Raw genomic sequence first — 22,683 nt, forward strand, 5'->3', positions numbered from 1 at the left:
GAAACGAGCGCAAATAGAACTAATGGTTTATTTGGCGAAGTTTTGCGCGAAAATAATTCAAATGAATACCCAAAGGCAAATTGTGCGAAAAACGAATCTGCCACCATAAAAATCGGCATTATTGGGCGCGTCAATGTCGGCAAATCCTCCATTCTAAACGCCCTTTTAAACAAAAATCGCTCATTAGTTAGCGAAGTAGAAGGCACGACAATCGACCCTGTCGCCGATGAAATCGCCCATAAAGGCAAAATCCTGCGATTCGTAGATACCGCTGGGATTCGCCGTGCATCAAAAATCGATGGCATTGAAAAATTCGCGCTAATGCGGACAAAACGCATTTTGGAGCAAAGCGACATTGTGCTTTTGGTGTTAGATTCATCGAGCGATTTTGTCGAGCTGGACGAGAAAATCAGTGGTTTAAGCCAAAAATATCATTTGGGCATTATCATTTTGCTAAACAAATGGGATATAAAATGCGCGGATTTTAGGGCGTTGCAAACGACTATCAAGCGCAAATTTGCCTATCTATCTTACGCGCCGATTCTTACCATAAGTGCGCTAAAAATGCGCCACATTGATGAGATTAAAGAGACGATTTTGCGCGTGTGGGAGAATTTCAACCGCCGAATCCCCACAGCCGAGCTAAATGCGCACATAAAAATTGCCACGCAAAAGCACCCAATCCCAAGCGACAAAGGCAAGATTATTAAGATTTATTACGCCACGCAGGTGGATTGCGCCCCGCCTACGATTATGCTTGTGGCAAATCGCCCAAACGCCCTGCATTTCAGCTACAAGCGGTATTTGGTGAATTATTTTCGCGCAAATTTTGATTTTAGCGGAGTGCCGATTGTGATTATCGCCAAAGGGAAAAATGAAAATGCAGAATCTTGATTATAAAATCTATGTTTTGAGCTTTTTGCGCTTTTTTGATAATTGTATTTATTTATCTGCTATTTTCTCGCAAAAAGGGCTGCACCCCCCTACCCCGCTCCCCCCTACGCGCCAAAAAGCAGCCGCTTTTTCGCTTTTAGGGGGGAGTGCCTCGCTTAATCCGCTTCTAGCAAAAAATCGGCGGTTGCACTACTGCAACCTTGCTCCCGATTTTTTGCACCACGAAGCGGGCGAGTTTAAGGGTGCTTCGCACGGATTTTTATTAAATTCTGCGATTCGCACGAAAATCGCAGAATCTACGCCATTTTCGCAGAATCTCGCAAACAAAGCACATAAAGGACTTTTAAAATGATTTTATTTATCGCAGGGACGGGCAGTGGCGTCGGGAAAACAACAATCGCAATGCGATTAAACACACTTTTGATACAGAAGGGATTTCACATTATTTCATCCAAACCCATCGAAGTCGGCGCAGAATCTACTGCAAAAACCATCGCAGAATCCGCCTCAAAATCCATCGCAGAATCCACCGAAAAAACAACCTCAAAATCCACCGCAGATTCTGCGCTTCACGCGCAAAATCAAAGTTTTCCGCTTAATGTCGATGAAATTTGCTTTTATCGTTTCAACGCCCTTGCTTCGCCATTTGTCGCGGATAAGGAAAATGCAATCGATTTAGTCGCGCTAAAAGAGAAAATATTTGATTTGGAGAGGCAATGCGATATTTTAGTCGTGGAGGGCGTGGGCGGACTTTTAGTGCCGATAAAAAGGGATTATTTTGTGATTGACTTAATCAAAGATTTAGGCGCGCTATGTGTGCTAGTCTCCACAGATAAATTAGGGTGCATAAATGAGATTCTGCTACATAACGAGGCACTAAACTCGCGTAGAATCCGCTTCATAAACGCCATAAATCTCTTTGATAAATTGAAGTTTTTCAAAGTCAGTTATCCATTTTTGAAGCACCTAAAAAATATATTTGTGTTTCAAACGCAAGAGAGCGATTTATGCGAGTTTATCGCACAAAGAGTAAAAAAAACGGAGGGAGAATATGAATACATATTATAAGAAAAAACGCTACGGCGCGTATGTTTTGACGACAATTTTGGTGATGATTTTGCCATTTATCACGCTTGGGGGCAATCATATTTTTTTGCTCTCATTTGATAAGATGCAACTGCATATTTTAGGCATTTCCTTTGATATGCAGGAACTTTATGTAATGCCATTTTTGCTAATTATGCTGTTTGTGGGCATTTTTTTGCTTACCACGATGCTTGGGCGCGCGTGGTGCGGGTGGGCGTGTCCGCATACGATTTTTCGCGTGATTTATAGGGATTTGATTGAGACGAAATTATTTAAGTTGCTAAAAAGCACGCAAAACAAACAGCAAAAGGCGGATTTAAGCACTTTTAGCGCGAAGGCAAAAAAGGCGGGGGCGATTTTCATTTGGTTTATTTTGTCTTTTATTGCGGCGTCAAACTTTTTGTGGTATTTTGTCCCACCTAGCGACTTTTTTGCGTATTTGGCGGATTATCAAAATCATTTGGTTTTGGTGGGATTTTTATTTTGCATTACGATATTTTTGACAATCGAAATCATCTTTGTGGCGGAGAATTTCTGCATTTATATGTGCCCGTATTGCCGTGTGCAAAGCGTTCTTTATGATAATGATACAAAAACGATTATTTATGATTCCACGCGGGGCGGGAGCGTGTATAAAGATGGCGCATTGCTTAAAAAAGCAGAGATTAGCGGAGAATGCGTGGCGTGCGATAAATGCGTGCGCGTCTGCCCCACTCACATTGACATTCGCAAAGGTTTGCAATTAGAGTGTATAAACTGCTTGGAGTGCGCCGATGCGTGCAGTAGCATAATGGATAAGTTTAAGAAAAAATCGCTAATTTCTTGGAATAGCACGAATTCTTTGGCGCAGAATCTAAAAGTGCGCTATTTTCGCGGGAAAACGCTAGGATATATCGCCGTGCTTTGTGTGGCGATAATCATCGCAATAACTCTTGGCGCGGGGAAATCCACAATGCTTTTAAATATCAATCGCACCGCGCAATCTTATAAGATTTTAGAAAATGGCGCGGTGGAAAATCACTACACAATGCTTTTTCAAAACACCTCAAACCGCGCGCACACCTATTATTTCAAAGTGCTTGGCGATGAAAATATCAAAATAAAGCAACCTCTTGAACCTTTCAAAATTGACGCACACCAAAGCACCAAACGGCGCGTGTTTTTGATGACGGAGAAAAATCTATCAAAAAGCGATAAAAAAGACACGATAATTCCTATCAAAATTATGGCATACAGCGTGGATGATGAGAATATTAGCGTTGTGAAAGAGAGCATTTTTGTTTATCCAAAATCGCGCTAAACGCATCGCGCAGAGATTAAATGCGAAAAATATCGCACCGCTAATTCGCAGAATCTCCGCTTTGCGCGAGAAAATCGCAGAATCCACTTTGAAGTCCCCCTCCCTTGCGGAGGGGGATAAAGGGGGTGGGTATAATTCTAAAATAATCGCAGAGTCTCAAATTGATTCGTCATTGCGAGGCGAATCGCAAGATTCGCCGAAGCAATCCACAAAATCTAATGTGAAAATTACCCACCCCCTAACCCCCTCCGCAAGGGAGGGGGAAGAAAATGCAGAATCTGCCCCCGCTTCGTCATTGCGAGATTCTGCGAAGCAGAATCGTGGCAATCCACAATTAAATCAATCGTGCGAAGCACCCGAAACTCGCCCGCTTCGTGGTGCAAAAAATCGGATTGAAGGTTGCAGTAGTGCGTACGCTGATTTTTTGCTAGAAGCGAAAGCTGGGCACTCCCCTAAAAGCGAAAAAGCGGCTGCTTTTTGGGAACACAATTTAAATGAAGTCGGGGGGAGCGGGAGCGGGGTGCAGCCCTTTTTGCGAAAAAAAACAAGCGAATCAAATGTTAAAAATGACGACAATATCGCAGATTCTGCAAAACAAATAAATATGGATTGCCACGATTCTGCTACGCAGAATCTCGCAATGACGGAAAATAACGCAGATTCTGCGATTCAAACGAAAAACGCAGAATCTGGTTTAAATTGTCATATTGAGCGAAGCGAAATATCTCAAACTAATAGAGATTCTTCGCTTCGCACTTCGTGCTTCGCTCAGAATGACAAAATGGATTGCCACGATTCTGCTACGCAGAATCTCGCAATGACAGAAAACAGCGCATTAGATTCTGCGAATCCACAAAACCAAAATTTAGATTCTGCGAATGAAACAAAAATCGCAGAATCTGCCCCCACGCCGTCATTGCGAGCGAGCAAAGTGAGCGTGGCAATCCACAATTTTTGCGATAGCAAAAATGATAAAAATCTCGCAGATTCTGCAAATGAAACGAAATTCGCAGAATCTCGCGTCCAAATCGATGACATCATTCGCGTAGATTCTGCGAATTTACGAGATTGCGCGGTAGATTCTGCGGAATTATTAGCGTTATTAAAGGACTTAAAACCTTGGCGCAAGGGACCATTTGAAGTGTGTGGCGTGGAAATCCAAAGCGAGTGGAACAGCGCGATAAAGTTTAATATCATCAAAAATCATCTAAATATCACAGGCAAGGCAGTCGCGGATATCGGGTGCAATAATGGATATTACGCATTTCGCCTTTTGCCCCTGCGCCCCGCGAAAATCGTGGGTTTTGAACCGAGTGCCTTTTGCAAAATGCAGTTTGATTTGATAAATGCGTTTGTAAAAAGCGAAATTTGCTTTGAAATGCTTGGGGTGGAGGATTTGGCGGAGTATGATTGCAAATTTGATTGCATTTTGTGTCTTGGGGTGCTTTATCATCGCACAAATCCGCTTGATTGCCTTCGCATTTTGAAAAACGCCCTAAATAAAGGCGGCGAAATCTTTGTCGATACGCTGATAATCGAAGGGAGTGGCGAACTCGTGCTATCTCCATTAAGTTATGCTAAAATGAAAAATGTGTATTTCATCCCAAGCATTGGCGCGTTTCAAAATTGGATGCGCCGTGCGGGATTTAGGGAGATTGAGTTGCTTGAAGTGCGAAAGACTACGAGTATCGAGCAAAGGAAAACGGCGTGGAGCGGGGGGGAGAGTTTGGAGGACTTTTTAGATAAAGATGACAAAAATAAAACGATTGAAGGGTATAATGCGCCCATTCGTGCGTATTTCAAGGCAAAAATTTAAGGGGGCAAAATGAGCGAAAGCGAGATTTTAGATGAGATTAGCACGCTAAAAGTGTGCAAAAAGTTAGCGACGCATTTGTGTGGCGAGATTGTCGAGATGACGCCAAATAGCGCGGTTGTGAAGTTTTCTCCGAGCAAAGATATGATTTGCGATGAAAATATGCTAATCCACAATGGATTTTTATTTAACGCGGCGTCATTTTGCGCGATGGCAGCGGTAAATGAGGCAAATAGTGTGATAATTTATAGTAGCACGAAGTTTCTCTCGCCATTTGAGTTTGGCAATGAAATCACTTTCAAAGCAAAGTCCGCCCAAAGCGATTTGAAAAAGCGGGAAGTCGCGGTGGAGGGATTTTTGTATAATCTCAAAATCTTTGAGGCGGAGTTCCACATCGCGGTGTTTGAAAAGGGACTTTTTAAGATTGATTTTAGCAAGGTAAAGTAGATTTTGCGATTCTCGCTAAAAACGCAGAATCTAGCGCAAAATCTTTAAAATTTTCACCCAAATCGTAGTTTTTCGTATTCTACGGGGATTAAATAATCCTCCGTGCAAATCAAATCTTTATAAATCCCCGCTTCAAAGCCAAGCGCGAAAAGTTTATCCAACGCATTCATTTGCACTTCGCTCATTGCGATTGATTCGCCATTTGCATACATATTTAGATATGTGTTTAGCTCGGATTCGCTCACGCGCACTTTGTCCCGCAACATTGCCGATAAAACGCGCTTATTATTCACCGCCACACGCACAGCGTCCCCTAACAATCTTTGACATTCAATCGCGCGTAGCAGTGGTATTGAGCGCAAAATCGCCATTCCGCCCAAAGGCAAAGGCAGAGATTCACGAGCCATTTCCACCCATATATCCCACAAATGCGCCTCCACTTCAAGCGTTTCGCTAAAATTCAAAATCGATTCGTGGATTAGCACTCCCGCATCGACTTCGCCACAAATCACGGCATTTTCAATGTCTAAAAAATTTTTATAGATGATTTTTGCATCTTTGTAGCGCATTTTGAAAATCATCGCATTTGTCGTGTATGCGCCACTTAATGCGACTTTGAAATTGCGCTTCAACTTCGCGCCCTTGCGTTTGACAATTTTTGGTCCATAGCCATTGCCAAAGCTCATCGCGGTATTTAAAAGCGCGTAATTGTCCTTTATAAAGGGATATGCGCCAAAAGAAATCGCGCTTATGGGATATTTGCACTCTAATGCGCCCTTATTTAGGCTCTCAATATCAAGGGCGACATTATCGAATCTAATATTTTTGCTCCCCACCCACCCGTAAAATAACGCGTAATACATAAAAATATCATCAGCATCGGGCGAATGCGCCACCATAATTTTACTCATAAAATCTCCAAAAAAACTATAAAAAATTATTAAATTTTAACCAAAATTTGCATAGAATCCCAAAATATTTTTTAAAAAACGGAGTGAAATTATGGACAAAGAAGTAAAAATTGACAAAGAAAAGCAAAAAGCCATCGAACTTGCGCTAAAACAAGTCGATAAAGCCTTTGGCAAGGGAGCTTTGATAAGATTAGGCGACAAACAAACAGAAAAAATCGACAGCATTTCAACAGGCTCTTTGGGGCTTGACTTGGCACTTGGCATCGGCGGAATCCCGCGCGGACGCATCGTAGAAATCTATGGTCCTGAATCAAGCGGAAAAACAACTTTGAGTTTGCAAATCACCGCAGAATGCCAAAGGCAGGGTGGAATCTGCGCTTTCATAGACGCAGAACACGCGCTAGATGTGTATTATGCTAAAAAAATGGGCGTAGATGTGGAAAATCTCTATGTATCACAGCCCGATTACGGCGAACAAGCATTAGAGATTTTAGAGACGCTTACGCGCAGTGGCGGGATTGACTTAATCGTAGTGGATTCGGTTGCCGCACTCACGCCAAAAGCAGAGATTGATGGCAATATGGGCGATGCACATGTAGGACTTCAAGCGCGGCTTATGAGCCAAGCACTGCGCAAAATCACAGGCACTTTACACAAGATGAATACCACGGTGATTTTTATCAATCAGATTCGTATGAAAATAGGCACGATAGGCTATGGAAGCCCAGAAACCACGACAGGCGGGAACGCTTTGAAGTTTTATTCAAGTGTGCGAATCGATGTGCGCCGAATCGCTAGTCTTAAACAAAACGAACAAGCCATCGGCAATCGCGTCCGCGCAAAAGTCGTAAAAAACAAAGTCGCACCGCCATTTAGAGAAGCGGAGTTTGATATAATGTTTGGCGAGGGAATCTCACGGCTTGGGGAAATAATCGATTATGGCGTGAAATTAGACATTATCGATAAATCTGGCGCGTGGTTTAGCTATCAAGACAAAAAACTTGCGCAAGGCAAGGAAAATTCAAAGATTTTCTTAAAAGAAAATCCCAAAATCGCAGATGAAATCGAAGCAAAAATCAAAGAGCAAATTGGCGCAAATGATGAAATCATCGAGTTTGTCGATGAAAATGCGGACGATTCGAGCGAAAAATAGTGCAGATTCTGCGAATCGCAGAATCTAAAAAAATTACACAACAAAGGACACAAAATGACTTACATTGATGATATTTTCGCAGATGAGGTGTTAGACAGCAGGGGCAATCCCACGATTCGCGTGAGCGTTACGCTAAGCGATGATACTTCGTGCAGTGCGATTGTGCCTAGTGGCGCATCTACTGGCAAAAGAGAGGCTTTGGAGTTGCGAGACGGCGACAAAGCGAGATTTAAGGGCAAGGGCGTTTTAAAGGCTTGTGAAAATGTCAATACCAAAATCGCAGAGGCACTTATCGGCACTTCGCCCTTTAATCAAGGCGACATTGATAAGCTAATGCGTGAAATTGATGGCACGGAAAATTACAGCAAATTGGGCGCAAATGCGATTTTAGGCACTTCTATGGCGATGGCAAAGGCAGCGGCAGCCACGCTTCAAATCCCGTTATATCGCTACATTGGCGGGATTAACGCAAACATTCTCCCTGCGCCTATGCTAAATATCATAAATGGCGGTAGCCACGCGGATAACAATGTGGATTTTCAAGAATATATGATTATGCCACTTGGCTTTGAATCGTTTAGAGACGCGCTCCGTGCGAGTAGCGAAGTGTATGGTGAGCTAAAAAATATCCTAAAATCAAACGGACATATCACAAGTATCGGCGATGAAGGGGGATTCGCACCAAATCTTAAAAACAACGAAGAGCCCATCGAGCTAATCTTAAAAGCAATCAAAGGCGCGGGATACAAGGATGGAGAGCATTTTGCAATCGCGCTAGATATTGCAAGTAGCGAGTTTGTCGATGATAAATTCAACTATCGCTTAGGCGCGGAAAATCGAACCCTTACAAGTGCCGAGCTAGTGGCATATTACGAAAATCTATGCGCAAAATATCCTATCGTATCTATCGAAGATGGGTTAAGCGAGGATGATTGGGAAGGTTGGCGGATTTTGAGCGACAAACTTGGGGGCAAGATTCAGCTTGTGGGCGATGATTTGTTTGTAACAAATGAAAAAATCTTGCGCGATGGAATCACCAAAAATATCGCAAATGCCGTGCTTGTAAAGCCAAACCAAATCGGCTCAATTAGCCAAACGATGAGCACCGTCCGCCTTGCCAAACGCAATAAATATAACTGCATTATGAGCCATAGAAGCGGAGAGAGCGAGGATAGCTTTATCGCGGATTTCGCTGTCGCGCTAAATACAGGCGAGATAAAGACAGGAAGCACCGCTAGAAGTGAGCGAATCGCAAAGTATAATAGGTTGCTAGAAATCGAAAATGAATTAGATTGCCCAGAATATTTGGGGTGGGAAGTGTTTGGCAAATCTTTGAAATAAAATCTATGCGAGAGATTCTGCGATTTGGATAATTTTAGGGCAGATTCTGCGAAAGTTTGTAAAATCGCAGAATCTAATATAAATTCGCAGAATCTAGCGCAAAATCAAATAATTGCGTGGCAAAATTCGCAGAATCTCAATCCTACACCCTAAACTATCAACCCCATAAAATCATCGCCCAAAAATGGCGCATTTGCGTCCTTTTGCGATAGATTCTGCGGGGGCAACTTCCAATCGATGGCGATTTTTGGGTCTAGCGGATTTATCACGCTATCTGCTTGCTTTTCAAAAAACTCACTGCATAAATACAAAATCTCAACATCATCGCTCATCGCCTGAAATCCGTGCGCAAACCCATCTGGGATATATAAATATTTCGCATTTTCCGCACTTAAAATCACGCCAAAATATTGCAAAAATGTCGGCGAATTTTGCCGTAAATCAAGCGCAACATCATAAATCGCCCCCTTCAAACAGCGGACGATTTTTATCTCGCAAAATGGCGGAGTTTGGAAATGCAGACCGCGAATTATGCCTTTTTGCGTGGTTTGCGAGTGATTTATCTGTAAAATATTTTTATCAAATCCAATCTCCCTAAAATCATTCGCGCAAAAATATCGCTCGAAATATCCCCTTTCATCTTTTATCGGTTTTGGCGTGATTACAAAGCAGTCTTTTAGCGGTGTTGGCGTAAATTCAAAGCGACTCATTTTACGCCACCTTCGCAGAATCTAGCGCAGATTCTGCATCAAAAATACAATCATTCGCAAAATCTAGCGCAGATTCTGCATCAAAAATACCAATAATCGCAGAATCTCGCAAAGATTCTACGCCAAAAATGCAATCATTCGCAGAATCTCTCGTAAAATTCGCCAGATTCTGCGCTAAGAGTGCAAAATTTAAATAATTAAAACCTTTGGGGTGGCGATTATAAATTTGCATTTTGCCCCCCCCCTTCGCAGAATCTACGCTAGATTCTGCGAAAAGCGCATTTACCTCGCTAATAATTTCATCCTTAATATTCCACGCGCCAATCCAAATAAAATCAGGGCGCATTTTTTTCAGCGCGGATTTATCCAAAACTTTTATATGCGAGCCGGGCAGCAAAAGATTTTGCTTGTGCGGATTAGAATCCACCACAAAAGAAATCAAATCATCTTTTATCCCGCAAAAATTTAGCAAAGTATTGCCCTTTGCTGTCGCGCCAAATCCCGCTATGCGTTTGTTTTGAGACTTTATTTTAAGCAAAAGAGATAAAAAATCAAACTTTATTTTATTGGCATTTTTTTGCAGATTTTGATACCCAAGTGCAGAATCTAAATGCGCTTTTTTCTCATCCAAAAGGACTTTTTTGATATTTTTGCTTTGCGCTATATTTTGCTTTGAGGCATAAATGCGCAAACTCCCGCCGTGCGTGTTTATCTCATCCACATCATAAATATAAAGTCCCTCCCTCGCGAACAAATCCATAATCGAATGCAAACTATAATAATAAAAATGCTCGTGATAAATGGTGTCAAATTGATTGTATTTGATAAGATTTAGAATATGCGGAAATTCAAAATTTGCCACGCCACCATCTTTTAGCGCGATTTTAACCCCTCGCACAAAATCGCGAATTTGCGGAATGTGAGCGATGACATTATTCCCAATAATCAAATCCGCCTTTGGCAAATCCTCCGCTAACTTCGCGCTAAAAAAATCACAAATAATTTCTATGCCCTTTTTTCGTGCCGCATTTGCCGTCCCCAAAGTTGGTTCAACGCCGATATTTGGAATATTTAGCGCATTAAAAAATTGCAATAAATATCCATCATTTGCCGCAATCTCAATCACTTGCGAGTGCGCCCCCAAATGCAATTTTTTTACAATCATCTCTGCGTAATTTTTAGCGTGCGCCACCCATAATTTCGAATACGAACTAAAATAAACATAGTTTTTTGAAAAAATCTCTTTTGCATTTTTATACTCTGGGACCTGCACCAAAAGGCACTTTTCGCACAAAAATACATTTAAGCGATAAAACATCTCTTGCGTTTCTCGCGGGTTTAAAAACGAATTTGACGGCGGGGAAAATCCTAAGTCCAAAATCTCTAATGCTAACTTTTCGCCACAATTTTTGCACTTCATTTTGCGCCCCCTATTTGCGCGCTAAACTCATTTGCGAGCGCAGAATCTAGCGGGAGATAAAACTTATCCATCAATTTATGGATGATTTTTTCATCTAAATTTTCAAAATCTATTTTTTGCAAAATCTCAATTATTTCATTTGAAAATCGCTTTTTAACGCACTTTGCAGGATTGCCAATAATAATGCTATATGGTTCAAAACTCCCACGCACCACGCTTCTCGCCCCCACAATGCAACCCTTTGGCACTTTCGCCCCAGAGCAAATCAAAGCATCTATTCCAATCCAAACATCATCGCCGATGATAATCTCGCCTTTTGCGGTATTTTGCTCGTCTTTATCGCTAAAATATGCGTAAAATGGGTATGTTGAAAAATTATTCATATAATGCCCCCCCCCGATAGGAATTTCACCCCACTTGCAATCGAGCAAAAACTCCCAATCCGCACTTTTGCTTTATCATTGCCGTAATCTAGCACATTTATCGCGCCATAAGTCGCATTTCCAATTGCGACATTTTTGAGATTGAAAATAGAAGCAGGGAAAGTAAAATTATGCGTATTTTGCGAACGGAACTCTTTTTTAAACCTCTCAAAAGCGAGTTTGTTTGTAAGTTTATTTATAAGCGACTTTATCATCTTACGCCGCCTTTTGAAACGCAGAATCTACATTTTGTGGATTTATTTTAGATTCTGCGAAGTGGAGATTTTCGCAGAATCTAGCGTAGATTCTGCGATTTTTGGAAGGGATGAAGATTATTTGGACGAAATTATATTCTGCCCCCCCCTATTTGCGATAAAATCAAAAATGCTTTGGATGATAAAATCTAACTCATCTTTGCCAAGCGCGGGATAAACGCCTATCCAAAAACTATCCTTGCTGATTTTATTTGTATTTTTCAAATCGCCAATAACGCGGTAATCCACCCCTTCTTTTAGCGCATCAAACGCAGGATGAAGTAGCATATTTCCGCCAAAAAGATTGCGCGTTTGGATATTTCTGCTCTCTAAAAATTCCGTAATTTCATTACGAGAAAACTTCGCACCATCCCTCAAAGTCAGCATAAATCCAAACCAACTTGGAGTGGCACTCTGCTCTACTTTTGGCAAGTGGAAAATTTCGCTTAGAGATTGTAGATTCTGCGATAGGTATGCGTGATTTTCCCTTCTCTTTGCGACAAATAAATCCAACTTTTGAAGTTGCGCTACACCGATTGCCGCTTGCATTTCAGTCGCCTTTAAGTTGTAACCAAAATGCGAATAAATATATTTATGGTCGTATCCAAATGGCAGTTTGCCTTGCATCTGCGAAAATCTCGCACCGCAAGTATTATCTTTGCCACCCTCACACCAGCAGTCTCGCCCCCAATCTCTAATGCTTAGGGCGATTTTTTTAAGCAAGGGATTATTTGTATAAACTGCCCCGCCCTCGCCCATTGTAATATGATGTGCAGGATAAAAACTAGAAGTGCCAATATCGCCAAAACTTCCAGTCATTTTCCCATCAAACTTCGCACCCAGCGCATCGCAATTATCCTCAATCAACCAAAGATTATGCTTATCGCAAAAATCTTTAATCGCTTTTAAATTAAAAGGATTTCCCAAAGTGTGTGCGATAAAAATCGCCTTTGTTTTAGATGACAGCGCAGAATCTAGCGCATCCACGCAAATATTCCCACTCTCTAACTCCACATCCAAAAACACAGGCACAGCACCAAACTGCACAATCGGCGCAATTGTCGTGGGAAATCCCGCCGCCAGCGATATAACCTCATCGCCTCTTTTTATCGCCCTATCTTTTAGCAAAGGCGAGGTTAGCGTGGAGAATGCCAGCAAATTCGCACTTGAACCAGAATTCACAAGCAAGGCGAAATTCACTCCTAAATATTTTGCGAGTGCCATCTCAAACTCTCGCGCATACCTACTTGCCGTAAGCCAAAAGTCTAATGCAGAATCTACCAAATTCACCATTTCTTTTTCGTCAAACACTCTCCCAGCGTAATTTATGCGATTTCCAGCGATAAATTTACCATCGTTTTTGTGCGCCAAATGGTAATATTCTGCGACTTTTTGCAGAATCTCTTGCTTTAATTGCTTCATTTTGTCCCCTTAAATTTTTATAAAATTATATAGAAATTTTATTCCAATGCAAATTCTTTAAATTTTTCGCCTCGTTCGGCGTAGGATTTGAATTGGTCTAAACTCGCACACGCTGGGCTTAAAAGGCAGATTTGATTTTGCGTGTCGTTAAATTCGCGCTTGATTTTTGCAACGGCATTTTGCAAATCGCCACAAACCTCGCATTTTAGGTGCGATTCATCGCAAATTTCTTTGATATGATTTTCACTTTTCCCGATTGCAAAGACTTTGGTGCGGTATCGTTGCAAAGTTTTCGCTAACGGCGCAAGAGAAACGCCCTTATTGTCGCCTCCCAAAATCAAAAATATAAATTTATCAGCGTAGATTTTCAACGCTTCCTCCACCGCCGAAATATTCGTAGCCTTGCTGTCATCGACAAAAACGCGCCCTTTTGCGTCCAAAAATTCCTCCACTTTATGCGTGTCAATCTTAAAACTATTCATCAAATCATAGTCGATTTTGCCCGTGAGTAGCGATGAAATCGCAAGTGCCATCGCAGAATCTAGCAAAAACGCGCCTTTAAAGCGTAGATTCTGCGATTTTATGTTAAAAATCTCCGCTAGATTCTGCGAATCTTTATAAAGATAAAGTTTGCCCTTAAAATCCCGCACAAACGCAGAATCTGCATAAATTTGTGGGATAATCGCGCTTGAATCCGCATTCATCATCGTTAGCGGTTTTAGCTTGGAGGCGACATAAGATTCAAAGTCCCCGTGCCACGAAATATGGTCAGGCGCGATAGGCAAAAGCGCGTAAATATCGGGCTTTGCGAGATTTGTATAGTGGAGCATAAATGAGCTAGTTTCTAGCACCCAAAGCGTAGCGTTGCAGTCCATTTCGCATAGCGGAGTGCCGATATTGCCCCCGCTTTGCGCCCCAAATTCACGCAAAAGCAAAGCGCACATTTGCGTAGTGGTGGTTTTGCCATTTGTCCCGCTAATCCACACGCTTTTTGGCATTATGGGCGCGAAAAAATCGTATTCGCTGATGAGATTTGGGGCGTTTTGAGCTAGAATATTATGTGGCGGGATACCGGGAGAGATGATTGATAGCGTAGATTCACGCCCATTTTGCGATAGATTTGCAATCTCACCGCTTGGCAAAAGTCGATTGCCAAATTCATCGTGCGAAATTTTCTCAAATTTATCATCATAAATATCGCAAAGGACGCCCCTTTGCGCCAAAAATCTGCTTAAAGAACGCATTATTTTGCCGTGTCCCAAAAGATTCACACGCCTAAAATCCCTATAAAAAGCCAAAATCTTATCCACGAAAATCTCCAAATCTAGCGGATTTTCAAACTCAAAAGCGCGAGTAGATTGCTTAATAACGCGATTATCCAAAAGCGAATGATGATTTTATTCTCACTCCACCCCTTGACTTCAAAGTGATGATGGATTGGCGACATTAGAAAAATGCGCTTTTTACGCACTTTGTAGCTCCCCACTTGCAAAATCACGCTTAGCGTCTCCACTACAAAAATAAAGCAAATCAAAATTAGCAAAATCTCATTATTCGTCACAATCCCCATATATGCGATAAATCCGCCGATTGCCAAGCTCCCGCTATCGCCCATAAACACCTGCGCAGGGTAGCAGTTATACCATAAAAAGCCAAAGAGTGCGCCCAAAAGTGCCGATGAGACGATGAAAAGCTCCCCTGCGCCGATGATTTTTGGCAAAAATAAATACGAGCTAAAAACGGCATTTCCCGCTAGCCACACGAAAATACTCAAAGTCGTAATGGCAAAAATGCTAGGCATAGTGGCAAGTCCGTCCAATCCATCTGTGATATTTACCGCGTTACTCGTGCTTACAAGCACCACAGCCCAAAAAACTATCGCAAAATAGCCCATATCAAAGATTGGATTTTTGAGAAATGGCACATATAAATGCGTATTGTGATTTGCCAAAAATAAAATTAGCGCAAGAGCTAGTGACAAAAGCAAAAGTGCGAAAAACTTCGCGCGTGAGGTTAATCCTGCGTTGCTTTTTTGAGTGATTTTGGTGTAGTCATCTTTCATACCGACTACGCAAAAAAGTCCCATTGTGAAAATGCCAAGCGCGACATAAACATTCACAAAATCAGCACAAAGCAAAGTTACAAAAATACTCACGCCGACAAATACCACACCGCCCATCGTGGGGGTGTTTGCCTTGATTTGATGAATCGGCAGTGCGTTTGAGATGGGCTGAGAAGCGCACTTTAACTTCGCCCACGCAATAAACTTTGGATACAAAATAACACACAGCAAAAACGCCACGATAAAGGCAATCCCGGCGCGAAATGAGAGATATTGAAAAATATTTATGCCAAAAACGGCGTAGAGTTGATAAAGCATTGTGACCCTTAAAGTGATTTGCAATAAAATTTAGAGCATAATTATAACTAAAATTTTAAGGATTAAAAATGCAAAAAAAAGTAGTTTTAGTAATCACAGACGGCATAGGATATAACGAATCACCCGAGTGGAACGCCTTTGCAAACGCAAAAAAGCCCACTTATGATTGGCTTTTTAAAAATGCGCCGTATTCTATGCTGTGCTCTTTTGGCGAGGAAATCGGGCTACCACAGGGACAAATGGGCAATAGCGAAGTGGGGCATATGTGTATGGGCGCGGGGCGGGTGCTGTATCAGGATTTGGTAAAAATCACACGCGCATTAGATTTAGGCGAATTAGCGCAAAATGCGACATTATTAGACTTTGTCAAAGATTTGAGCGTGGTGCATTTGTGCGGATTAGCAAGTGATGGCGGGGTGCATTCGCATATTTCGCATTTGCTAGGACTAGCGCGAATCTTAGAAGCGATGGGCAAAAAAGTATGGATTCACGCAATCACCGATGGGCGCGACATTCCGCCACTCTCTGCCCCAAAATTTATAGAGCAGATTTTGAGTGCCGAATCTAAAAGCGTGAAACTTGCCACAATCTGTGGGCGATTCTACGCAATGGATAGGGATAATCGCTGGGAGCGTGTAAAAGTGGCTTATGACACTATCGCAAATGGCGCAAATGGCGCGAATCTAACGCCGTTGCAATATATCGATTCGCAATTCAAACAAAACATAACGGACGAATTTATAAACCCCGCTAGTTTTGGCGAGTTTAGCGGGATTAAGGACGGCGAGGGCTTTATCTTTACAAATTTTCGTAGCGACAGAGCGAGGGAGATTATCCGCGCAATGGGTGAATCTAATTTTAGCGAGTTTGAGCGGACAAAAAAGGACATAAAAATCCTTTGTATGTGCGAGTATGACGCGAAATTCCCCTATCCTGTGCTATTCCCAAAAGAAAATGTGAATGAAACTTTGGCGCAAATCATTAGTGAAAATAATCTCACGCAATCCCACATCGCAGAGACGGAGAAATACGCCCACGTAACTTTCTTTTTCAATGGTGGGCGCGAGGAAGCGTTGCGTGGCGAAAATCGCGTGCTAATCCCATCGCCAAAAGTCAAAACCTATGATTTACAGCCAGAGATGAGCGCGGAGGCGGTGTGCGATGCGGTGCTAAATGCTATGAAAAATAAGAGCGATTTTATCGTGGTAAATTTTGCAAATGGCGATATGGTGGGGCATACGGGCAATTATGAAGCGTGTATAAAGGCTGTGGAGGCGGTGGATAGAGAGCTAGGGCGGATTTTGGAGTGCGCAAAGTGCGAGGATTACGCGGTGATTATCACAAGCGACCACGGGAATTGCGAAAAAATGAAAGATGAAAATGGCAAAATTCTCACAAATCACACGGTGGGATTCGTGTGGTGCTTTGTGGTGGATAAAAGCGTTTCGCGCGTGAAAGATGGCGGACTAAACAATGTCGCACCGAGCGTGTTGAAGTTGATGGGATTGGAAGCCCCGAAAGTTATGTCAGAACCGCTATTTTAGGCTTTGCGTTTTGGTAATTTGTGTTTTAGATAAACTGCACTATCGCTTGTTTTGGGTAATCATTTGAATTGTTTAAAATTTTTTAGATTCTGCGATTTTAATATAGATTCTGCAATTTTATGCGAGATTCTGCGATTCGCAGAATCTAGCTTGTAATAATTGTGAAGCAATTTGCGACAATCTAAATCGCAGAATCTGCCACCACTTCGTCATTGCGAGATTTGCGAAGCAAATCGTGGCAATCCAAAATTTTTGCGATAGCAAAAATGATAAAAATAATCCGTGCGAAGCACCCAAAACTCGCCCGCTTCGTGGTGCAAAAAATCGGATTGAAGGTTGCAGTAGTGCAACCGCCGATTTTTTTGCTAGAAGCGGAAAAGCGAGGCTCTCCCCCTAAAAGCGAAAAGCGGCTGCTTTTTGGGAACACAATTTAAATGAAGTCGGGGAGGGGGGGTGCAGCCCTTTTGCGAAAAAATAAGGGATTTTAAAGTGAGGTTTGGCGGTAGATTCGCAGAATCGCAGAATCTAATAAAAATCACGAATCGATAGCCCAAAAGCAAATCAATGCAGATTTATTGCAAGTAAGTAATTCGCCTAAAACGCAGATTCTCCCTAATGGATTGCCACGATTTTGCTACGCAAAATCTCGCAATGACGAAAAAAGGGCGTAGATTCTGCGTTTCAAGTAAATTTCGCAGAATCTAAAAAGAGATTTTTCGCTCATTTCACTCACTCAAAATGACAATGTTTTAGATTACTGCTTCGTTTCACTTGTAAAACAAGGCAAAGCCAAAGTTTCTTTATTTAATTCTATGGATTGCCACGATTTTGCTATGCAAAATCTCGCAATGACGGAAAATGAAGCATTTTTGCAGAATCTCGAAATAACACAAGGTGTGGATTGCTTCGGCGATAAATCGCCTCGCAATGACGGATTTTGCGCTAGATTCTGCAATTTTAGATTCTGCGTTTTTTTGTGATAATTTCGCAGAATCTCGCCTTAAACTCGCAGAATCTCTTTTAATTTTTGAGATATTTCGACTTTTTCAAAGTCTCAATATGACAATTTAAGATTTTCGCAGAATCCCCAAAATTTTCGCAGAATCTAAATAGAGATTCCGCTTCGCACTTCGCGCTACGCTCAAAATGACAAAATAAAATCGCAGAATCTCCGCTAGATTCTGCGATTAGCACCTATTTTACAATCTTTCCATCAATCTTTTGATAATTGTATGGTTTATTGTTTTTATCAAACTCTAATGCGCTTTTTGGTGGATTGCCGTTGATTTCGGCGTGCTCATAGTAGCGAGTTCCCGCTTTTTTGCCATTGACATCGACTTTATAGCGAATATCGCCCGGATTTAGCTTTTGAATCTCTTCAAAAGTCGCCTCGCTTGGTTTGTAAGCGATATTGTATTGTTTTGCGATGAGCGCAAGCTCTGTTTGCCCTTGACGCGCCATTTCGACTGCTTGAAGTAGCATTCTACTAGCTTCGCGTGGATTGTGGAAACCTGTTGAGTTTTCCGCACCCACGAAGTCGCCTCTCATTTGTCCTCTTCTATGCAATTCAAGCACATCTTTCAAAATCGCATTGATTTGCTCATCGTTTTTGCCTTGTTTGCCTAACTCATCGCGGATTTTCTTAATATCCCAAATTAGGCTAACTGTCGCATATTCCGCACTTCGCAAGTCAAACGCCACAGATTTTTGAATGTCGCTAATCTGCGCTTTTAGGTATTCCTCGCTTTGATTGTGGCAAGTTTTACACGCGCTATTTACATCAAACAAAGGCGAAGTTATGTTGTGCTGTGTAACCTTTTTTGCGCCTTTGCGAATGTAAGGCATATGGCAATCCGCGCACGATACGCCATTTGCAGCGTGGATACTTCCGCTATACATTTCATATTCGGGGTGCTGGATTTTTAGCATAGGTGCTTTGGTGATTTTGTGTGACCAATCGAATTTAAACGCCTTGCCACCTTCCAAATTTCGCGCTTTGTCATAGTGGGTATCAAACATTTCGATTCTAAATGGTTTGCCCTTTTCCCACGCGCTCCAAGGATAGATTAGCTCCAATCCATCGACTTCGATTTCGGTAGGTTTGTTGCCATCTCTCCACGAATCAAACTCATCGTAGGTTTTTTGAGTGCCATTCCACCATTTTTTGCTTGAATCTTGTGCGATTGATTCGCCCATAACTTTGACTTTTGTCCCTGTGGGTTTGAAATAATACTCTACGTGGCATTGTGCGCACACTAGCGTTCTCATTTCGTTTCTATCGGCTTTTACGCCTTGCACTGCGTCTTTTTCATAGCCACGAAGCACAAGTGAGTTTATCAACGCTTGACGGCTGATTCGCAAAGTCATATCGCTAGGATTGTGGCAGTCTGCGCAGGTTACGCCCATTCGCTTGCCTCCGTGCGGTCCGCTATGCTCAACGCTATTTTCAGCTATGCCATTTACCGCTGGGATAGTTTTAATCATAGTCCAATATTTTGTCGAGTTAAACGCTACCCAATCGCCCTTTGCGGTATTTTTGAGAAGCCAAGGCGACCATCCGCTGTGGCAGTTCATACACGCCGTAGGCTGTCCGCCAAATCCCGCAAATCCGTGCGCGTTTAAGAAGTCTTTGTTGTTTCGCGCTGTATCCATTTGATCGACTTGAATCCAAAAGTGCCCCCGCTCTTCGTTTGCGTCAATGCTAAATGGATACCCCGCCCAAAGTTGCGTTAGCTGCGGATAGCGAATGAGCTTGCTATACGCCAAATTTCCCCCAAATGTCGTATCTTTGGGCTTTTCTTTTTCGACAATCAAATACATATCCAAATAATCAGGATAGTTTTTGCCCCAAAAGTCAAATGTAGGATTATCATCGCTAATCTCTACAACGCCTTTTTGCGCCACCGCCAATTCCTCCGCCTTTTTCCCGCCAATGCTAGAAGCTAGCATTACCAACGCCACACCGATAATCACCGCAATCACCAGCACCGCTGGTAAAGTGTAAGATTTTTTCATCTTTATTCTCCCTTAATTTTAGAAATTTCTCAAATGCCCAACATTCTTGTGGCACGAAACACAACTAAGCGCATTGTCATAATTATGGACTTTTGCCGTAGTCGGATTCACGACATTACTAGCCAAAGACGCGTGGCAGCGGATACAATTATCCTGCACTATGACTTTTGTCTTTTTGGTAGGCGTGAAATGTGTCGGCAAGTCCTTCAAAGTGAAGGCATAAGCGTGATTAAAGCCACTTTGGGCTTTCATACTCCACTTTGCAACAAAGCCACTAGGGATATGACAATCACTGCACGAAGCGTGGTTTTTATGGCTACCAACGCTCCAATCCTTATAAACCTCATTCATCACGTGACAATTATTACACGCACTTGAATCATCGCTAAAATATGACGCGCCATTCGCATACCAAAATGTGAATGCCCCCGCTCCAAAGACAAATCCAATGGCGATAATAACCGCAAGTGTGAGAATGGGACTTTTGTCATTATGATTTTTCAAAAACTCCCCCTAATTTTTAAAAAATTTGCAAAAATGCGGGGCGATTTTAGCACACTTTGAAAACAAAAAATTTGACTTAAATCAAAAAAAATGGAGATTTTATTAAGAAAATTTATTTAGATTCTGCGAATCGCGATTTTTTTCACAAATTCGCCGAATCTACCCGCAAAATCCACTATAATTTCACACACAAAATATTTCAAAAGGATAGAAAATGAGAAGCGACATTATTAAAAAAGGATATCTCCGCGCGGGTAATCGTGCCTTGCTAAGAGCGTGTGGCGTTAGTGAAAGCGACTTTGAGAAGCCATTTATCGGCGTTGCAAATAGCTATATTGACATAATCCCGGGGCATTTTTTCTTAAATGAATACGGCAAAATAGTAAAAGATGAAATCCGCAAAAATGGCTGTGTGCCCTTTGAATTTAACACAATCGGCGTTGATGATGGCATAGCGATGGGGCATAGCGGTATGCTCTACTCGCTCCCAAGTCGCGAGATAATCGCCGATAGCATTGAGACGATGATGAATGCCCACGCGCTTGATGCGATGATTTGCCTACCAAACTGCGATAAAATCGTGCCCGGTATGCTTATGGGCGCGCTTCGTGTGAATGTGCCGACAATCTTTGTAAGTGGCGGACCGATGAAATCAGGCAAGTTAGATTCAGGGCGAGCAATCAATCTAAACTCCGTATTTGAGGCGGTTGGCGAATATGCAAGTGGCAAAATCAAAGACGCCGAACTTTATGAAATCGAGTGCAAGGCGTGTCCTAGCGGGGGCAGTTGTAGCGGTATGTTTACTGCAAACTCGATGAATACGCTGTGCGAAGCGATGGGCATCGCATTAAGTGGCAATGGGACGATTTTAGCACTCACAAAAGAGCGCGAAGAGCTCTTACGCAAGGCAGCACGGCGGATTTGCGAAATCGCGCTAGATTCTGCGAAGTGTGAAGCATTTAAGATTCGAAACATTATAAACGAAAACGCCGTCCATAACGCATTTGTCGTGGATATGGCGATGGGCGGGAGCACAAATACGATTTTGCATATCCTTGCCATCGCAAGGGAGGCTGGGGTGAAATTTGACTTGCGAAATATTAACGAAATCGCTTCAAAAGTCGCGCACATCGCTAAAATCGCCCCTGCGATAGAGACGATTCACATAGAGGATATACATCGCGCAGGTGGCGTGAATGCCGTGATGAGCGAAGTGGCAAGGCGGGGCGATATTTTACGCACGCACGCACTTACAATCACAGGCGAGAGTTTGGGTGAGCGCATAAAGGGCGCGGAGATTTTAGATACAAACATAATTCACCGCAACGAAAATGCCTACTCGCAGGTGGGCGGATTAAAAATAATGTTTGGCAACTTGGCAACGCAAGGCGCGGTGCTAAAAGTCGCCGCCATCGCAGAATCTATGAAAGAGTTCGAAGGCAAAGCGGTGGTTTTCAACTCGCAAGATGAAGCGATAAAGGGCATTTCAGGGGGCAAAGTAAAGGCAGGGGATGTCGTAGTCTTGCGCTATGAAGGACCAAAGGGCGGACCCGGTATGCAAGAAATGCTCTCCCCCACAAGTCTAATTATGGGAATGGGACTTGGCGAATCTGTCGCACTCATCACCGATGGGCGATTTAGCGGGGCGACACGGGGCGCGTGTATCGGGCATATAAGCCCCGAAGCGGCGGAGGGCGGACTAATCGCGCTTGTGGAGGATGGCGATAAGATTCGCATATCTGTGGCAAATGGGAGCGTGGATTTGCTAGTAGATTCTGCAATCATTGAAGCGCGAAAAAGGGCGTGGAAGCCGATTCAAAAGGCGATAGATTCAAGGTGGCTAAGACGATATGCAAAGATGGTTAGCAACGCTGCAAATGGCGCAGTGCTGGATTTGGAGGGACTTGGAGGGTGAATTTTTTAGGTGCGATTTTAGATTCTGTGAATCGCAAAAAATTCGCAGAATCTGCCACTTTATTGCAAAATCCACGCATAGATTCTGCTAATCGCTAAAAAATATTTGACTTAAAATATCAATAAATGGCAAAATCCAAAAATCGCGCTAGA

Annotated in this window: 24 protein-coding genes and 1 pseudogene; 14 read left to right on the top strand and 11 right to left on the bottom strand. The window is 42.5% G+C overall.

What is annotated here, in order from left to right:
• Positions 1–93: 93 nt before the first annotated feature.
• The 6 genes and pseudogenes from ACWIUE_RS04285 to ACWIUE_RS04310 form a co-directional block, all read left to right on the top strand.
• A pseudogene (locus ACWIUE_RS04285) lies at positions 94–894 on the top strand (GTP-binding protein); the annotation flags it as partial.
• Positions 881–1,246: a hypothetical protein gene (locus ACWIUE_RS04290; RefSeq protein WP_454135188.1), complete on the top strand. Its 366-nt coding sequence runs from the start codon at positions 881–883 to the stop codon at positions 1,244–1,246. The pseudogene ACWIUE_RS04285 and the gene ACWIUE_RS04290, both read left to right, overlap by 14 nt.
• Positions 1,243–1,962 carry a dethiobiotin synthase gene (gene bioD / locus ACWIUE_RS04295; RefSeq protein WP_454135189.1) on the top strand — a complete coding sequence of 240 codons (720 nt, stop codon included), beginning with the start codon at positions 1,243–1,245 and terminating at the stop codon, positions 1,960–1,962. Before ACWIUE_RS04290 ends, bioD begins: the two co-directional genes overlap by 4 nt.
• Positions 1,946–3,280 carry a cytochrome c oxidase accessory protein CcoG gene (gene ccoG / locus ACWIUE_RS04300; RefSeq protein WP_454135191.1) on the top strand — a complete coding sequence of 445 codons (1,335 nt, stop codon included), beginning with the start codon at positions 1,946–1,948 and terminating at the stop codon, positions 3,278–3,280. The genes bioD and ccoG overlap by 17 nt, the downstream gene beginning before the upstream one ends.
• Positions 3,258–5,096: a tRNA 5-methoxyuridine(34)/uridine 5-oxyacetic acid(34) synthase CmoB gene (cmoB, locus tag ACWIUE_RS04305; RefSeq protein WP_454135193.1), complete on the top strand. Its 1,839-nt coding sequence runs from the start codon at positions 3,258–3,260 to the stop codon at positions 5,094–5,096. Before ccoG ends, cmoB begins: the two co-directional genes overlap by 23 nt.
• A gap of 9 nt (positions 5,097–5,105) precedes the next feature.
• Entirely contained in the window at positions 5,106–5,540 is a 435-nt protein-coding gene (locus tag ACWIUE_RS04310) for a PaaI family thioesterase (RefSeq protein ID WP_454135195.1), read from the top strand.
• Positions 5,541–5,593: 53 nt separating this feature from the next.
• Here the strand turns inward: ACWIUE_RS04310 and ACWIUE_RS04315 are convergent, their stop codons facing one another.
• Positions 5,594–6,451, bottom strand: a complete 858-nt coding sequence (locus ACWIUE_RS04315; protein ID WP_454135197.1) for a menaquinone biosynthesis family protein — start codon at positions 6,449–6,451, stop codon at positions 5,594–5,596.
• Between the two features lie 91 nt (positions 6,452–6,542).
• On the opposite strand from ACWIUE_RS04315, the gene recA reads away from it, so the two are divergent.
• From recA to ACWIUE_RS04330, 3 genes are read left to right on the top strand one after another with little or no spacing between them, the layout of a single operon-like run.
• Positions 6,543–7,604, top strand: a complete 1,062-nt coding sequence (gene recA, locus ACWIUE_RS04320; protein ID WP_454135198.1) for a recombinase RecA — start codon at positions 6,543–6,545, stop codon at positions 7,602–7,604.
• A gap of 54 nt (positions 7,605–7,658) precedes the next feature.
• Positions 7,659–8,945, top strand: coding sequence for a phosphopyruvate hydratase (eno, locus tag ACWIUE_RS04325; protein WP_454135200.1), 1,287 nt, complete (start codon positions 7,659–7,661; stop codon positions 8,943–8,945).
• A gap of 24 nt (positions 8,946–8,969) precedes the next feature.
• Complete coding sequence (locus tag ACWIUE_RS04330; protein ID WP_454135202.1) at positions 8,970–9,098, top strand: hypothetical protein; 129 nt, start codon at positions 8,970–8,972, stop codon at positions 9,096–9,098.
• Here the strand turns inward: ACWIUE_RS04330 and rfbC are convergent.
• Genes rfbC through ACWIUE_RS04350 form a run of 4 tightly spaced genes read right to left on the bottom strand, consistent with a single transcriptional unit; the run spans position 9,095 to position 11,712 of the window.
• The gene (rfbC, locus tag ACWIUE_RS04335) at positions 9,095–9,655 is read right to left on the bottom strand and encodes a dTDP-4-dehydrorhamnose 3,5-epimerase (RefSeq protein WP_454135203.1); all 561 of its coding nucleotides are present in this window, start codon (positions 9,653–9,655) and stop codon (positions 9,095–9,097) included. The genes ACWIUE_RS04330 and rfbC overlap by 4 nt on opposite strands.
• Position 9,656: 1 nt before the next feature.
• The gene (locus ACWIUE_RS04340; RefSeq protein ID WP_454135205.1) at positions 9,657–11,075 is read right to left on the bottom strand and encodes a methyltransferase domain-containing protein; all 1,419 of its coding nucleotides are present in this window, start codon (positions 11,073–11,075) and stop codon (positions 9,657–9,659) included.
• Positions 11,072–11,458, bottom strand: a complete 387-nt coding sequence (locus tag ACWIUE_RS04345) for a hypothetical protein (protein WP_454135207.1) — start codon at positions 11,456–11,458, stop codon at positions 11,072–11,074. Before ACWIUE_RS04345 ends, ACWIUE_RS04340 begins: the two co-directional genes overlap by 4 nt.
• On the bottom strand, positions 11,455–11,712 hold the full coding sequence (locus ACWIUE_RS04350) for a hypothetical protein (protein WP_454135208.1): 258 nt from the start codon (positions 11,710–11,712) through the stop codon (positions 11,455–11,457). The genes ACWIUE_RS04345 and ACWIUE_RS04350 overlap by 4 nt, the downstream gene beginning before the upstream one ends.
• On the opposite strand from ACWIUE_RS04350, the gene ACWIUE_RS04355 reads away from it, so the two are divergent.
• Positions 11,678–11,929, top strand: a complete 252-nt coding sequence (locus ACWIUE_RS04355) for a hypothetical protein (RefSeq protein ID WP_454135210.1) — start codon at positions 11,678–11,680, stop codon at positions 11,927–11,929. The genes ACWIUE_RS04350 and ACWIUE_RS04355 overlap by 35 nt on opposite strands.
• On the opposite strand, the gene rfbH is transcribed toward ACWIUE_RS04355, so the two are convergent.
• From rfbH to mraY, 3 genes are read right to left on the bottom strand one after another with little or no spacing between them, the layout of a single operon-like run.
• Positions 11,830–13,173, bottom strand: coding sequence for a lipopolysaccharide biosynthesis protein RfbH (gene rfbH / locus ACWIUE_RS04360; RefSeq protein ID WP_454135211.1), 1,344 nt, complete (start codon positions 13,171–13,173; stop codon positions 11,830–11,832). The genes ACWIUE_RS04355 and rfbH overlap by 100 nt on opposite strands.
• A gap of 38 nt (positions 13,174–13,211) precedes the next feature.
• The gene (murD, locus tag ACWIUE_RS04365; protein ID WP_454135213.1) at positions 13,212–14,555 is read right to left on the bottom strand and encodes a UDP-N-acetylmuramoyl-L-alanine--D-glutamate ligase; all 1,344 of its coding nucleotides are present in this window, start codon (positions 14,553–14,555) and stop codon (positions 13,212–13,214) included.
• Positions 14,498–15,553, bottom strand: a complete 1,056-nt coding sequence (mraY, locus tag ACWIUE_RS04370) for a phospho-N-acetylmuramoyl-pentapeptide-transferase (protein WP_454135215.1) — start codon at positions 15,551–15,553, stop codon at positions 14,498–14,500. Before mraY ends, murD begins: the two co-directional genes overlap by 58 nt.
• Positions 15,554–15,621: 68 nt before the next feature.
• On the opposite strand from mraY, the gene gpmI reads away from it, so the two are divergent.
• The 3 genes from gpmI (at position 15,622) to ACWIUE_RS04385 (ending at position 18,077) form a co-directional block, all read left to right on the top strand.
• Positions 15,622–17,097, top strand: coding sequence for a 2,3-bisphosphoglycerate-independent phosphoglycerate mutase (gpmI, locus tag ACWIUE_RS04375; protein WP_454135217.1), 1,476 nt, complete (start codon positions 15,622–15,624; stop codon positions 17,095–17,097).
• Between the two features lie 235 nt (positions 17,098–17,332).
• Complete coding sequence (locus ACWIUE_RS04380) at positions 17,333–17,494, top strand: hypothetical protein (RefSeq protein WP_454135219.1); 162 nt, start codon at positions 17,333–17,335, stop codon at positions 17,492–17,494.
• A gap of 415 nt (positions 17,495–17,909) precedes the next feature.
• Entirely contained in the window at positions 17,910–18,077 is a 168-nt protein-coding gene (locus ACWIUE_RS04385) for a hypothetical protein (protein WP_454135220.1), read from the top strand.
• 40 nt (positions 18,078–18,117) lie between these two features.
• Here ACWIUE_RS04385 and ACWIUE_RS04390 read toward each other — a convergent pair whose 3' ends face one another.
• From ACWIUE_RS04390 to nrfH, 3 genes are read right to left on the bottom strand one after another with little or no spacing between them, the layout of a single operon-like run.
• A complete protein-coding gene (locus ACWIUE_RS04390; protein WP_454135222.1) occupies positions 18,118–18,291 on the bottom strand; it encodes a hypothetical protein in 174 nt (57 codons plus the stop codon).
• Positions 18,292–20,112: an ammonia-forming cytochrome c nitrite reductase subunit c552 gene (locus ACWIUE_RS04395; protein ID WP_454135224.1), complete on the bottom strand. Its 1,821-nt coding sequence runs from the start codon at positions 20,110–20,112 to the stop codon at positions 18,292–18,294.
• 18 nt (positions 20,113–20,130) lie between these two features.
• Entirely contained in the window at positions 20,131–20,616 is a 486-nt protein-coding gene (nrfH, locus tag ACWIUE_RS04400; RefSeq protein ID WP_454135226.1) for a cytochrome c nitrite reductase small subunit, read from the bottom strand.
• 214 nt (positions 20,617–20,830) lie between these two features.
• Between nrfH and ilvD the strand changes: the two genes are divergently transcribed.
• Positions 20,831–22,531 (top strand): dihydroxy-acid dehydratase, encoded by a 1,701-nt coding sequence (gene ilvD, locus ACWIUE_RS04405; RefSeq protein ID WP_454135228.1) that lies wholly within the window; start codon positions 20,831–20,833, stop codon positions 22,529–22,531.
• Positions 22,532–22,683 lie beyond the last annotated feature (152 nt).

This window comes from Helicobacter sp. 23-1045 (assembly GCF_053654655.1).